Source organism: Streptomyces griseoviridis (assembly GCF_005222485.1).
Classification (GTDB): Bacteria; Actinomycetota; Actinomycetes; order Streptomycetales; family Streptomycetaceae; genus Streptomyces; species Streptomyces hintoniae.
Map to the genome: position 1 here is coordinate 1 of NZ_CP029078.1, position 13539 is coordinate 13539.

Below are 13539 nucleotides of genomic sequence, written 5' to 3' on the forward strand. Positions count from 1 at the left end.
GCGATGGCCTCCTCGACGTCACGGCGCACCAGGACTCCGTGCGGCCCGCTCGGAGTGAGCCGGGCGACGTCGACGCCGTGTCTGCGCGCGAGCGAGCGGACCAGCGGAGAGATCACCAGCGGCGCGGCCGTCCCCCCGCCCCCGTCGGTCTGCCCGCCCCGGGAAGGCGGCGCGCCACGGGCCGACCGCGACGATCCAGAGGCGCCTCCCGCACGTGGCTGGCGGCCGACCGGACCCGCACTCGTCCCGTAGCCGACGAGGACACGACCGCTCCCGACCGACGGTTGCACGACCTCGGCCTCCCCGAGCAGGAGTTGACCACCGTCGACCTCCCCCACCGGAAGTCGCTCACCACCCGCCTCCCCCGCCGACGGTCGTGTACCCCCACCGGCCCGAGAAGGCGAGGCTGTGGCTCCCGCGACGGAGACCAGCGGCGCGCCTACGGCGAGAACCGTGCCGACGCCGGCGTGGAGCTCCAGGACGGTTCCGGCGTACGGCACCGGTATCTCGACGGCCGCCTTCACCGTTTCGACCTCGACTACGACCTGATCGACCTCGACGGTGGAGCCGACGGCAACCCGCCAAGCGACGATTTCGGCCTCGGTGAGGCCTTCGCCGAGGTCGGGCAAGGTGAAGACCCGGTGATGCGTGGCCGTGGTCATGCGACTCCCCGGTCGAGATGCCGTACGTCGGGCTCGTCGTCGTACTGGAGCCGGTGGACGGCGTCCAGCACCCGGTGCACCCCTGGCAGGTGGGCGTGTTCCAGCTTCGGCGGCGGGTAGGGGATGTCGAAGCCGCTGACGCGCAGGACGGGAGCCTCCAGCGAGTGGAAGCAGCGCTCCTGCACGCGTGCGACGACCTCGGCGCCGACGCCCGCGAACCCCTGCGCCTCCTGGACGACCACACAGCGCCCGGTGCGTCGTACGGACGCCGACACCGTCTCGTCGTCGAACGGCACGAGCGTGCGCAGGTCCACGACCTCCAGTTCGATGCCCTCCCGCGCGGCTTGCGCCGCCGCGTCGAGCGCCACCGGAACCGCGGGTCCGTAGGCGACCAGCGTGGCATCGCGCCCCTGGCGCCGGACCACCGCCCGGCCGAAGTGCGCCACGCGGCGACGGTCCAGGTCTGCGTCCTCCTCGGACCAGTACAGCTTCTTCGGCTCCATGAACACCACGGGGTCGGAGCTGTGGACCGCGTCCCGCAGCAGCCAGTAGGCGTCCTCGGCGGTCGCCGGAGTGGCGACCTTCAGGCCGGGTGTGTGCGCGTAGTACGCCTCGCTGGAGTCGCTGTGGTGCTCGACCCCGCCGATTCCGCCGCCGTAGGGGATTCGGATCACCATGGGCAGCGCCAGCCGGCCCCGGGTGCGGTTGCGCAACTTGGCCACGTGGGAGGCGATCTGCTCGAACGCCGGATAGGCGAAGGCATCGAACTGGATCTCCACCACGGGCCGGAAGCCCTCCGTCGCGAGACCGACGGCGTAGCCGACGATGCCGGACTCGGCCAGCGGGGTGTCGAAGCAGCGCTGCTCGCCGAACTCGCCGGTCAGGCCGTCGGTGACGCGGAAGACACCGCCGAGCCGTCCCACGTCCTCGCCGAGGACCAGCACGCGCTCGTCCTGGCGCAGCGCGTCCCGCAGCGCCATGTTGAGGGCCTTCGCCAGGGTGACGACGGCCATCTCAGTCCTCCCGTTCCTTCATCTCGGCGGCCAACTGATCGCGCTGTTCGAGGAGTTGGGGGGTAGGTTCGGCGTAGACGTGGTCGAAGAGGGCGAGCGGGTCGGGCGTCTGATCGAGGTCGATGCGTCCGCGTACGTCGGCGGCGACCGCCTCGCCCTCGGCCTGGGCGGTCTCGACATCCCGTTCGGTGAGCACCTCGCGGTCGCGAAGGTAGGTCTCCAGTCGGCGTACAGGATCGGCCGCGGCCCATCGGAGGGTCTCCTCCTCGTCCCGGTAGCGGCTGGGGTCGTCGGAGTCGGTGTGCGGCTCTACGCGGTAGGTCTGGGCCTCCACCAGAACGGGCCCGTCCCCGCGGCGGGCGTGGTCGACTGCTGCCGTCATCACGGCGAGCACCGCCATCACGTCGTTGCCGTCCACCTGCTCGGCGTGCACCCCGTAGCCGATGCCCTTGTACGCCAGGGCCGGTGCGGCGGTCTGCCGGGCGAGCGGCACGGAGATCGCGTACTGGTTGTTCTGCACGAGGAACACCACGGGGGCACGGAACACGGCCGCGAAGTTCAGCGCCTCGTGGAAATCGCCCTCGCTGGTACCACCGTCCCCGACGAGGGCCAGCACCACGCCGTCCTCGCCCTTTCTCCGCATCCCGTCCGCCATCCCGGTGGCGTGCAGCAGTTGGGTGGCCAGCGGAGTGCACTGGGGTGCCACCCGGGTCGCCGCCGGATCGTAGCCGCAGTGCCAGTCGCCGCGCAGCAGGGTCAGCACCTGGACGGGGTCTACGCCACGGGCGTGGACGGCGACGCTGTCCCGGTAGGTCGGGACGAGCCAGTCGTGTTCCCGCAGGGCGAGGGCGGCGCCGATCTGGCATGCCTCCTGGCCGCGGCTGGACGGGTAGACGGCGAGCCGACCCTGTTTGGCCAGCGCCGTGGCCTGCTCGTCGTAGCGCCGTCCCACGACCATCCGCCGGTAGGCCTCGCGCAGCAGTTCATCCGAGGGTGCGGGGTAGTCGGCCGGCGCCTCGGCGGCCTTGCCCGATTCGGTGACGAAGCATACGGGGGCCGGGGCAGGCAGCATGGCCTGGACGGTCTGCGGTGGGAGTGTCGCGGACATCTGCGCACGCTCGCTTTCTTGGACTGGTCTGGGGCGCCTCAGCCGACGGAAGGCCGCCGCCTGCGGTTGAGCCACGTGCGTTCCAGCTTCGCCACCACGTCCGGGCTGTGGAGCCGCACGGACTGCTCCAGCGCGTACCGGCTCATGTAGACGCGAAAGGCGTCGTTGGACTCCTGCCCCAGCCGGCTCATGCGCCGGTTGCTCAGTACGGCAGGATCGTCCAGCCGGGCGGCCGCGGCCGCCACCGCCGCGTCGACGGCCTCGGGCGCGACGACCTCGTCGCACAGGGTGAGCGCCGCCGGGGAGTCGGCGGCGATCTCCTGCCCGAAGAAGATCATGCGGTGGGCCATGCGGTCGCCCACCAGGCGCCCCAGGCGCAGGTTCGCCGCGCCCGGCACGATGCCCTCGTTGAGCGCGGGCAGGGAGAAATAGGCGTCCGAGGCGGCGATGACCCGGTCCAGGACCAGCGCGACCTGTGCGGCGCCGCCGATCGCGAAGCTGTCGACGGCGCCGATCCACGGCTTGCCGCCCGTCGGGCCGAGCAGCTCGTCGTGGGCCGCTTCGAGGTGCAGGCCGTGCATCAGTTTGCGGATGTAGCCCAATTCGCGGCGGAGCATGAAGTCGACGAAGCCGATCCTGCCCTGGTGCAGGTGGGTGAGGTTGATGCCCGCTCCGAAGGCCCGGCGGCCGCGGTGACGGGGGTGGGACAGGACGGTGCCGCGGAGCACGCCGACGGCCACCCGGTCGTCGAGGAGCGCCAGGTCGACGGCGGTCTCCAGGTCCTCGACCACCGCGTCGTCCTCGGCGTTGAGGACCTCCGGGTTGCAGATGGTCACGTGGGCGACGCGGCCGTCCCGCTGCACGGTGGCCCGCCCCAGGTCGGCGTGGCCGGTCCGTTCGAACTCGGTGCGCAGCGCCAGGGCGCGGGCGGTGGGCGCAAGCATGGACAGCAGGAGATGCTCGCCGGACTCGCGTACCCGCAGCACGTGGGAGAAGAAGATGCCCTGGTCGACCTCGACCCCCGACTTCTGCGCCTGGGCCACCTGCCGGTCGGCGGCGATCCGGGCGGGGGTAGGCACCAGTCCGGGGTAACGCTCGGCGGCGGCGAAGGCGAGTTCGTCCACGCGCAGCGGACGGCTGCGGCCGTCGGTCAGCTCGTCGTGGACATGGCCGGTGTGCAGCCGCAGGAAGCGGTGGCGGGCCAGGCGGCCCGCGTGCTGGAGCGCGGCGGCCTTCTCCTGCTGGGCGGGGGTGCGGGCGGATCGGTCCGGCAGGGCGTCGAACTGTTCCTGGTCGGCGGCCAGTTGGCGGGTCAGCAGTTCCGCGTCGGCCGCCGGGTCGCCGGTGAAGTGAGGCGGCAGGCGGCGGTCGGCGTGGTCGGCCCGGTGGGGTATGGGCAGCTTGGTGGAGGCGGGTGAGGCGGTCATGGCCGGAGGTCTCCTTGTGAGGACGGCGCTCCGGCACTGCTCCCGGCGCGTGGGCCGGGAGGTCGGGGGTGTGGCGGCACGGAGCTGGTGATCGCGGTGAACAGGTCGCCGACGCCGACGTGGACGCCGAAGTCCCCGTCGGCGTACTCCCGCCAGCCGTCGAGGCAGTCGGGCGGGACCACCCGGTCCTCACGGGCGCCAAAGATCCGGACGGGGCACGGCAGCGGGTCGGGGGCGGGCCGGTACTCGGCGGCGAGCCGCAGGTCGGTGCGGAGCGTGACGAGCAGCCGGCTCACGAACTCCTTGTGGTGCAGCAGGGGTTCGGGCACGCCGCCAGCCTCCCGCAGGCGGCCGAGTAGTTCGGCATCGGGGAGGGTGTGCAGTGCGTCGTCGGGCAGGTGCGGGGGCCGGGTCGAGGAGATCAGCAGGGCGCGCGGCAACGGGTGTCCCAGCGCCCGCAGTTCGCTGGCCAGCGCGTAAGCGAGCAGCCCGCCGAAGCTGTGCCCGAAGAGGGTGTACGACGGTCCGAGCAGCGGGCCGAGGGCGCGGGCCGCCTGCCGGGCCAGCTCCTCGACGCTGTCTGGCATCGGGTCGCCGAGCCGGTTCTCCCGCGCGGGCAGCTGAACGGCGTACAGCCCGATCCCCTGCGGGAGGTGCGTGCGCCAGGCGGCGAACGCGCTCGCGCCGCTGCCCGCGTGCGGGAAGCAGAACAGCCGCTGCTCAGCGGCGCCTTCGGCAGGGCCGAGCAGCCAGGAGGTCGGGCTGGGGGCCACGGGCTCTCCTCTACGTCTCTTCCGTCGCCGTCCGCTTCGCCAGGAGGCGAGCGACGGCCGACGGGGTGCGGTGTTCCAGCAGGTCGACGAGGGTCGGCGGGTCGGCCGGGAACGCGGTCTGGAGCCGGGTGAACAGGTCCACCGGGAGCAGGGAGTTGCCGCCGATCTCGAAGAATTCGTCGTCGGGGCCCACGGCGTGAAGCCCGAGGGTCTCGGCGACGGCCGTGCGCACCAGTTCCTCCACCGGGTCGCCCGGCGCGGCGAGGCCAGCAGCGGAGGAGAACTCCGGTGCGGGCAGGGCCTTGCGGTCGACCTTGCCGTTGGCGGTGAGCGGCATCTCCGGGAGCCGGACGAAGGCCGCCGGTGTCATGTAGGACGGAAGCCGGGAGCCCACGAACGCGCGTAGTTGGGCGTCGTCCGGCAGCCGTTCTCCCACCAGGTAGGAGACCAGGGCCCGGCCGCCGGGGGCGTCCTCGCGCGCCACGGTGGCCACCGCCCCGACCTCGGGGTGGGCGGCCAGCGTGGCGTCCACCTCGCCGAGTTCGATGCGGTAGCCGCAGACCTTGACCTGGTCGTCACCGCGGCCGAGGAACTCCAGTTCGCCCTCCGGCAGCAGGCGGGCCAGGTCTCCGGTCCGGTACATCCGGCTGCCCGGCGGACCGAACGGGTTGGGCGGGAAGCGCTCCTCGGTCAGGTCGGGCCGGCCCAGGTACTCGCGGGCCAGTCCCTCGCCGGGCACCCCGACGGGTACCGGCCGGTGTTGCTCGTCGAGGACGTAGGCCTGGGTGTTGGCGATGGGGCGGCCGATGGGGATGGTGGGCCGGGTGGTGTCGACGGTCTCGATGGGGCGGCCGGTGGCGAACAGCGTGCACTCGGTGGGGCCGTACATGTGTAGGAACCGGGTATCGTCCAGGTGGGGCAGCAGGCTCGCCCAGCGCAGGATCTCCTCGACCAGGGCAGCGGTGTCGCCCGTGGAGGTCCAGCGGGCGTATTCGCCGGGGTTCTCCAGCAGGGCGAGCAGTCCGGCGATCGCCGCGTGCGAGGTGGTGACGGTGGCTCCGATGAGCAGGCTGTAGGCGTTGAGGATGACCTCCTGCCGGGTGAGCGGGACACCGTCGTAGGCCGCTCGCAGCAGGGAACCGATGAGGTCCTCGGCCTCCGCGCGGCCGGGCTTGGCCACCTCCGCCGCGAAGAGGAAGATCTCGGAGTGCGCCCGGCTGAGCACGGACGCGGTGCCGGCGTCTGCGGGGGCGTAGTCCGGGTCGGACTCGGCGACGGCGGCGTACGTGTAGTGCTTGAGGTGCTCCCAGCCGGACTCAGGGGTGCCGAGCAGCAGTCCGGCGATCGCGATCGGGTAGTACATCGACTGCGCGGCAAAGTCCCAGGTCCTGGTGGTGGCTCCGACGGCCAGCAGACGGCGCGCGAGCTCGCGCAGCGCGGGTTCGAAGGCGCGCACCGCCTGGCTGCTCAGGTACGGGGCGAGCGGGTCCTTCAGCCGGCGGTGCTGCGGGTCGGTGACCGCGAGCATCTGCCCGCCCGCGATGGCCTCGTGCCCCAGGGTGGTGAGAATGTTGCCGCGGGCAGCGGTGAACTCTTCGTGCTGGGCGAGGACTTGGGAGACGTCCGCGTGCCGGGTGACGGCCCAGAACTCCGGACGCCCGGCCATGGGGCACTGCCGGTGGACGGGGTCCGTGCCGCGCAGGTGGGTCCACACCGGGTGCGGGTCGCCAGTGCCGAAGTAGTGCGGGTCGGCCAGGTCGAGGTCGCCGAGCAGGGCGGCGGGTGCCGGGCCGGAGGTTATGCGCATCAGTCAGCTTCCCTCGTCGGTGGCCTCAGTCCAGGTAGTTCTCGGCACCGCCGGTGCGCACGGTGTCGAGGGTGTAGCAGTGGAAGCCGCCGCCGAAGAGCCGACGGTGGCGGTGGCGCACCGGCACGACGGCGAACCCGCGCGCTTCGAGCGTCGCGATGAGCGTCTTGCAGGCGTCGTTGACCATGACGGTCTCCTCGTCCACGGAGAGCACGTTGAGGTCGATGTACGGGCTGGGCGGGATCGGGTCGCCGCTCTCGTACTGCGGGTAGTCGTCGACGGTGGGGGCGGGCAACACGATCACGTCTCAGGTGCGCAGCGCCTTCGGTAGGAAGTCGGCCACCTCCGGCGAGCGCAGCAGCAGCGTGCCAGGGCGCAACGGGACGACCACGCTGTCGATATGACTCTGAGTCAGTTTGTGCATGCGGTGCACCCGGAACCGTCCCTCCAGGTGCCGCTCCAGCCAGTCGACGCCGAGGGCGTGATTGGCGGTGGAGACGTTGACGACGATGTCCCGGCCGAGCCGCAGGCACTGGGCCGCGTCGAACAACATCTCCAGGCCGACGTCGTACGGGGAGGGCCGCGGGTCCTCGATCGGCTCGGTCGGCCCGCCGGCGCTGCTGGTGCGCGCGTACGACAGGTCGAAGGAGGCGTCGGTCATGAGCGGGCGCGGCATCACCGTCCAACGGGCGCCGCGCCGGGCGTACTCCTGGAAGACGGGCTTGAGCAGTTGGGTCTCGAAGTAGCGGGACCGGATCATCGGCGGGGTCTCGATGATCTCGTCCCCGGCGATGAGCGTGTTGTCGCGGATGTTCAACGGGGGCACGACGGACGCGGACCAGGCGGGGGTTCGCACTTCGGCAGTCGCAGCGTCGACGTCCATCGGCCGGTGCACTCTCACCCCGAGGGAGGTCAGGGTGTCGGCCAGCCCCTGCAGGTCCTCGTTGAGCTCGGCGATGTACCGCTGTTTGACGGGGACCAGGACACCGGGTGAGCCGGGCGAATTCGAGCCCCGGGAGTGCAGCCGGGGATAATACCACTCCGACCGGTTGTCGCCCGCGATGTTTTCGTGAAAAAAGAGCTCGAACGACAACTCACGCTCATGCGAAACGTAATTCTCCGCGCCGCCGACAATGACTTCCCTGAGCGGCGACCATTCATCGAAACTATTCAGCTGCACAACTAATCCACGCATACACCCACCGATCAGATGAGAAAAACGTAAGAAGACAGATGGCGCTTACACGTTGAGCCATGGAAGCACAGGTGCGCGTGTGTCGCAACGGCGCCTTCGAGGCCCTACGGATGTTACCTGCGTCACACCGAGGCGTGGTTGACTGCCTCTAATCGATCACCCAATACTCACAGCGGGTAACAGTTCCATCACCCCCACCAGCACCTCAACCGGATCCAGAACTATCGTTCCCCGGATGGAGGCTTGAAAGGAAATGCACCGCCCCGAAGAGAGCGACCCGGACTACCAGCAGTTTTATTTCCTCATGAACGCGCCGGCGCTCTACAACGCGGCCGCCACGGCCGCAGAGCTCCATCTGTTCCAATTCCTGTCGGAACATCCAGGCTCCGAGTTCGAGGAAATCCACAAGTTCACCGAACTTCCTTCACATCAGCTGCGCGTCCTGCTACATGGCGTGTGCGCGGTCGGCCGGCTGAAGAGGGTCGACGGGGGGTACCACAACTCGCGCGTCGCGGCCGACCTGCTCGCCTCGGACTCACCGGACAGCTGGGCCCACACCCTGATCGGCTGGAAAGAGATCTACTATCCGGCCTTCGTCCACCTCACCGAAGCCCTCAAGGCCGACACCAACACCGCCCTGGCGGCCCACCCCGGCGATGAGCCCACCCTGCACAAGCGCCTGACCCGCAATCCCGAGCTGGAGGGCCTGTTCCACCGGGCAATGGCGTCGTTCACGCTCGCTTCGATCGACGACCTCGTGGACCGCGAGGAGTTCTCCGGTGTAACCCGTCTGCTCGACATCGGCGGCGGTGACGGCACCACCACGGTTCGGCTCCTTGAGCGCTACCCGCAGCTGAGCTCGACCATCTTCGACCAGCCGAGCCTGTGCCGGATCGCCGGCACCACGGATGCCGGGAACTTCCCGGACCGGATCGAACTGCACGTCGGCGAATTCTTCGACGACCCGTTCCCCGCGGGTGCCGATGCGGTGCTTTTCAGCCATGTCCTCGGCATCTTCTCGGAGGAACAGATCCTGACGCTTCTAAAGAAGGCCTACGACGTGCTGCCGGAGGGGGCCGGATATGCGTCTACGACTACAACGTCTCGGACGACGAGACGGAGGGCATATTCGGAGCCCGGCTCGGCCTGTACTTCAACGCCCTCGCCAGCGGCACGGGAATGGCATATCCCGCCCGGGACTACGAGGCATGGTTGCGCAAAACCGGTTTCACCGACGTCAAGACCGTTCCGGAACTCTCCTTCGAGCACGGGTTCCACGTCGGAACCAAATAGTGCCCAACGAACTTCCATGAGCCGATAAAAGCCGCAGAAGGGCGACCGGCGACACGGCCCGCGTCGCGTCGGGCGGGCCGTGCCAAGTCCGCGAGGAGAAGACATCCGGAAGGGTGGGACATGCTCGTCGAAAGTGCTCTTTCCAGGTACTATGGGAAAATTCAGGCTGCTCTCGAAGCATTACTGAGCGGGCCAGCTGGCGCGAACTCCGAGGGCTTCACGCCGGGAACCGGGCTTCCCCTCCTCACCGGCGCGGTGCGCTCGTACCTGTCGGTCTCCGACCTCGCTCGCACCTCGCTGCCCTCCTATCGTGGCAAGCGGCTGGCGCTGCTGGACCTGACCCGCAATCCCGCTACGATGACGACGAAGACCTTCGCCTCGCTCGTCATCGTGGCCCGCGCCGTGCGTCACATCCAGGACACCGACGAGCGCGTCACCATCGTCACCCCGTCCTCAGCCAACAAGGCCGTCGCCATGCGCGACGCGGTGCTGCGCGCTGTCGACTGCGGTCTGGTGACGGCCGACCAGCTCAACGTCGTCGTCCTCGTCCCCGAGGGCGCGCTCGGTAAACTGCGCCGCAGCGAACTGTTCACCGACCCGTACCTGCGCACCCGCAACCCGGTCGGGGTGCTGCGCGGGGAGCGTCCCGGCGCGGTCAAGGACATCGCGCGCGGCTTCGTCGACACCCACGGCGAAGAGGTCGCCAAGGACGGCAAGACCCGCCTGTGGTACACGCTCCAGCTGGAGAACTATCTGGCCGCCGACGTGGTCCGGGCACTCGCCGAGGCCGAGTTCTTCCCCGCCGACCGCGACGAGCCCCGCCTGCATGTGCACGCCGTGTCCAGCGCCTACGGGCTGCTCGGTCACGCCTACGGACGCACCCTGCTGCCCAGCGGCACGCGCGAGCCCGCCCCGCACTACTTCCTGGTCCAGCACCTCGGCGCCCCGGACATGGTGCTCAGCCTCTACCACGACGGCTCCACCGATCCCCGCCACGCACCCGCATACTCATACGATCCCGGGTCCGGGCTGTACACCCAGGACGCCGACCCGCACTTCCCCGCAGTCACCTTCGACCCGGCGGAGGAGCTGGATCCCACCTTCTACACCCGCAATCCGCCCACGTCAGCCCGCATGAACGAGCTGATCCGGCGGGACGGCGGCGGTGGCATCGTGGTGTCGCTGGCCGAGTGCCTTCAGCGCTACGCGCAGGTCCGCGCCCTGCTGGCCGAGGCCGGGGCACGGCTTCCGGCCAACCCCATGGCGCTGCGCGAGTGGTCGCTGGTGATGGCCGTCGTCGGCGTGCTCAACGGCATCGACCGCAAACTCGTCCCTGAGAACGACATCCTCGTGCACGTTTCCGGCAACTACGCCGTCGGCGACTTCGACGCGCTTACCGCGCAGGACGTGCACTACGTCCAGGACGTGGCGGCACTGCGGGACCTGACCCTGACCGCCTGCCCGTAAGAGCCCGTGAACAACTTACCGACCGCACCCCCACGAGGTGACCTGGTGCCCGACGCCCGCCCCGCCCCGCGCTCATCGCTCCCCGTACGGCTGCGGATGCACGCCGGCTATCACTGGCGCAACAACGGCCATCCGCTGCTCACTCGCGTCAGGGCGGTGTGGGACAGCCGGGGCGGGGCCGTCTTCCCCTCCGTCCGTTCGGACCTGGGCGAGGTGTCGGTCGGCTACTCGGGTCTGTCCGAAGGGCTCGCCTACACCCTGGAGTTCACCGAACTGCGCCGCGAGCAGGCGACGAAGGAGAGCGCTCGTCGCACTGAGGGCCAGGTGACGGGCGGCCAACTCCGTTCGCCCGCCCGTCTCCCGGACACCGATATCGTCATCGTCGGCACCAGCGCGGCGCATGCCCGCCGGCTGCCCGCCGGCTCCTCCCTCATCGTGCCGATGCGCGTGCACTTCGTCGTCGACCTCGACGACGGTCCGGAAGCGGTTCACCGCCGGATCTCCAAGCGGGAGCGCGAGCAGTTCAGCCGTATCCGCCGTGCCCACCGGTGGAGTTGGGACCTGGACAGCAGCCCTGAGTGGTTCGACGTCTTCTACGACCGCTACTACCGCCCGACCATGTTTCGGCGCCACGGCACGCGCGAGCGGACCGAGGCCAAGGACGTGGCCTACGAGTGCCTCTTCCGCACCGGCCGGATGTTCGTGCTGTCCCAGGACGGTGAGCGAGTCGGCGGGGCTCTGTGCCACTGGGACCGCGTCGGTCGGGTGCTGACACTGCGCCTGCTGGGCGTGGCCGACGGCACCCAACAGCACTACAGCAGCGGCGCGTTCAAGGCCATCTACCACTTCCTGATCGACTGGTCGGCCCGAAACGGCGTGCGCCGGCTCGACTTCCAGGGCACCGAACCCTTCCTCAGCAAGGGGACGTACCAGTGGAAGCGACGGTTCGGCACCCGGGTGATCCAACCGCCCAACCACTTCGGCGCCAAACGGCTCTGGTTCCACGTACGGCGGGACACACCCGCGGTGCGGGACTTCCTGGCCGCCAACCCGCTGCTCGCCGAAACCCCTCGGGGCCAGCTGGAGGCGGTCTACTTCCAGGACGCCGAACGGCCGCCCCGCCTGGAGTACTCGGCCAAGTCTCCCGGCGTCGAGGGCATCCGGCACGTCGACCTCGACGCGTTCCTGGCTCCCACCGCACAGGACCGTCTGTACCGGCCTGGTCGCCGCAAGCTATGATTCCCTCAGCTTCCGGAATCCCCCTCTCCCACGGTCTGCTCGTTGTCGGCCGCTTCCAGGGGCAGGGTGAGCGGTCGTCGGGCTGGCAGCGTTCCATCTCACGAAACCGGCTTTCTCGCTTCACCTCACACCTTCGCGTACCACTCAACATCCTTCGTATGTCGTGCGGTACGCACATTTCGTATGTCATGTGACACCCCATCAGCGCCCGGCTGATGGGGTGTCACCCGTTTCCCCCCTTGAAAGGACGCGCCGAAGCCCATGACCTCCCTCCCCCAGAAAGACGTCAACGACCCGACGCCCGAGGCGCCGCCGATCCCGCTGCGCCGTGTGCCCGGTTTCCGCCGGTTCTGGCTCTCGCGCGCGATCTCCGGGCTGGGCTCCGCGGTCACCACGGTGGCCCTGCCGGTGCTGACCTTCCAGGAGACCGGCTCACCCCTGATGGTCTCCCTGGTGGCGGCCGCCGCGACCCTGCCCTATGTGGTCTTCGGGCTGATCGCCGGCACTGTCGCGGACCGGATGGACCGGCGCCGCCTGATGATCGTTACCGACTGGCTCAACGCCGCCTGCATCGCCACCATCCCCCTCGCCTCCGCGCTGGGCGTCCTGACCGGCGGGCAGGTCCTCTTCGTGGCCCTCGCCTCGGCCAGCCTCACCCTCTTCTTCGAGGCGGGCGTGTACGGCTTCGTCCCCGACATCGTCGGCAAGGACAAGCTGACCGAGGCCAACAGCTCCATCTACGGCGCGCAGACGGTCGTACGCATCGCGGGGAACGCGGTGGCGGGCGGCCTGATCGTCGTCTTCCGCCCCGCCGGCACACTGGCGCTCGACGCCCTGTCCTTCGCCGTGTCCGCCCTGCTCCTCAGGGCCGTCGCACGCACCGTCACCTGGCCCGAGAGGCCGACGGCGGCGAAGCGGCCGGGGTTCAAGGAGTCCATCCGGGAGGGGCTGCACTTCCTCTACCACCACCCGACGCTGCGCCTCATGACCGTGGTCGGCACCCTGCAGTCGTTCTCCGGCGGCGCCATCATCGGACAGCTTGTCGTCTTCGCCGACCGGGTGCTGGGCATCCACGGATCCGACGGACGGATCGGCCTGCTGTACATGGCGTGGAGCGCCGGAGGCATCGGCGGGTCGTTCCTGTTGCCCCGGCTGCGACGCCGCTTCGAGGCCGTCCCCCTGCTGCTGGGGGTGCTCCCGCTCGGAGCGCTGCTGGGCCTGGTGGTCGTCCTCACCTCCGACTGGCGGATCACGCTGGTCGCGCTGACCGTGTGGGGATCGGCCTACCTCGTCGTCCTGGTGAACACGATGACGTACTCCCAGGAAGTGACGCCGTCCGAGCTGCAGGGCCGGGTCAACACGACGCGTCGGATGCTCTCCTCGGGCCTAGGTGTCCCGCTCGGCGCCCTGGTGGCCAGCACGCTCACGGTGCGGGTCGGCATCCAGGCCGGGATGTCCACGGCCGTCGTCTCGATCGCCCTGGCGGCCGTGCTGGTCTGGGGTGTTCAGGCGCGCCGGTGGCTGCGGCCGGGGCAAGGGGCGTAGCGGCTATGGC

The 13539-nt window shown here is 70.0% G+C and carries 12 protein-coding genes; 4 read left to right on the forward strand and 8 right to left on the reverse strand.

Translation table 11 applies throughout. The features are described 5' to 3' along the window. The 8 genes from DDJ31_RS00005 to DDJ31_RS00035 all read right to left on the reverse strand — a co-directional run. Nucleotides 1–662 (reverse strand): biotin/lipoyl-containing protein (locus tag DDJ31_RS00005; protein ID WP_171480752.1); only part of this gene is annotated, 662 nt, incomplete at its 3' end. Further along, the gene (locus DDJ31_RS00010) at nt 659–1675 is read right to left on the reverse strand and encodes an alpha-ketoacid dehydrogenase subunit beta (RefSeq protein WP_127182374.1); all 1017 of its coding nucleotides are present in this window, start codon (nt 1673–1675) and stop codon (nt 659–661) included. The genes DDJ31_RS00010 and DDJ31_RS00005, both read right to left, overlap by 4 nt. Nucleotide 1676: 1 nt before the next feature. Further along, complete coding sequence (gene pdhA / locus DDJ31_RS00015; RefSeq protein ID WP_127182373.1) at nt 1677–2783, reverse strand: pyruvate dehydrogenase (acetyl-transferring) E1 component subunit alpha; 1107 nt, start codon at nt 2781–2783, stop codon at nt 1677–1679. Between the two features lie 38 nt (nt 2784–2821). Beyond that, nucleotides 2822–4210 (reverse strand): enoyl-CoA hydratase/isomerase family protein, encoded by a 1389-nt coding sequence (locus tag DDJ31_RS00020; protein WP_127182372.1) that lies wholly within the window; start codon nt 4208–4210, stop codon nt 2822–2824. Next, a complete protein-coding gene (locus DDJ31_RS00025) occupies nt 4207–4983 on the reverse strand; it encodes a thioesterase II family protein (RefSeq protein ID WP_127182371.1) in 777 nt (258 codons plus the stop codon). Before DDJ31_RS00025 ends, DDJ31_RS00020 begins: the two co-directional genes overlap by 4 nt. Nucleotides 4984–4993: 10 nt before the next feature. Continuing rightward, nucleotides 4994–6790, reverse strand: a complete 1797-nt coding sequence (locus DDJ31_RS00030; protein ID WP_127182370.1) for an AMP-binding protein — start codon at nt 6788–6790, stop codon at nt 4994–4996. 25 nt (nt 6791–6815) lie between these two features. Further along, nucleotides 6816–7094, reverse strand: coding sequence for a hypothetical protein (locus DDJ31_RS39800; RefSeq protein WP_346656301.1), 279 nt, complete (start codon nt 7092–7094; stop codon nt 6816–6818). 3 nt (nt 7095–7097) lie between these two features. Further along, on the reverse strand, nt 7098–7970 hold the full coding sequence (locus tag DDJ31_RS00035; protein ID WP_346656300.1) for a glycine amidinotransferase: 873 nt from the start codon (nt 7968–7970) through the stop codon (nt 7098–7100). Between the two features lie 268 nt (nt 7971–8238). On the opposite strand from DDJ31_RS00035, the gene DDJ31_RS00040 reads away from it, so the two are divergent. The 4 genes from DDJ31_RS00040 (at nt 8239) to DDJ31_RS00055 (ending at nt 13529) form a co-directional block, all read left to right on the forward strand. Continuing rightward, nucleotides 8239–9306: an acetylserotonin O-methyltransferase gene (locus DDJ31_RS00040; protein WP_240678350.1), complete on the forward strand. Its 1068-nt coding sequence runs from the start codon at nt 8239–8241 to the stop codon at nt 9304–9306. Between the two features lie 92 nt (nt 9307–9398). Next, entirely contained in the window at nt 9399–10745 is a 1347-nt protein-coding gene (locus tag DDJ31_RS00045; protein ID WP_240678349.1) for a DUF6002 family protein, read from the forward strand. A gap of 45 nt (nt 10746–10790) precedes the next feature. Further along, nucleotides 10791–11984 carry a hypothetical protein gene (locus tag DDJ31_RS00050; protein WP_127182368.1) on the forward strand — a complete coding sequence of 398 codons (1194 nt, stop codon included), beginning with the start codon at nt 10791–10793 and terminating at the stop codon, nt 11982–11984. A 261-nt stretch (nt 11985–12245) separates the two neighbouring features. Next, nucleotides 12246–13529 carry an MFS transporter gene (locus DDJ31_RS00055; protein ID WP_240678348.1) on the forward strand — a complete coding sequence of 428 codons (1284 nt, stop codon included), beginning with the start codon at nt 12246–12248 and terminating at the stop codon, nt 13527–13529. Nucleotides 13530–13539 lie beyond the last annotated feature (10 nt).

Bases quoted from the DNA above. Each gene is read 5' to 3' on its own strand.
- pdhA (WP_127182373.1), bottom strand. From the start codon at position 2,783: ATGTCCGCGACACTCCCACCGCAGACCGTCCAGGCCATGCTGCCTGCC.
- DDJ31_RS00040 (WP_240678350.1), top strand. From the start codon at position 8,239: ATGCACCGCCCCGAAGAGAGCGACCCGGACTACCAGCAGTTTTATTTC.
- DDJ31_RS00010 (WP_127182374.1), bottom strand. From the start codon at position 1,675: ATGGCCGTCGTCACCCTGGCGAAGGCCCTCAACATGGCGCTGCGGGAC.
- DDJ31_RS00030 (WP_127182370.1), bottom strand. From the start codon at position 6,790: ATGCGCATAACCTCCGGCCCGGCACCCGCCGCCCTGCTCGGCGACCTC.
- DDJ31_RS00055 (WP_240678348.1), top strand. From the start codon at position 12,246: ATGACCTCCCTCCCCCAGAAAGACGTCAACGACCCGACGCCCGAGGCG.
- DDJ31_RS00045 (WP_240678349.1), top strand. From the start codon at position 9,399: ATGCTCGTCGAAAGTGCTCTTTCCAGGTACTATGGGAAAATTCAGGCT.
- DDJ31_RS00020 (WP_127182372.1), bottom strand. From the start codon at position 4,210: ATGACCGCCTCACCCGCCTCCACCAAGCTGCCCATACCCCACCGGGCC.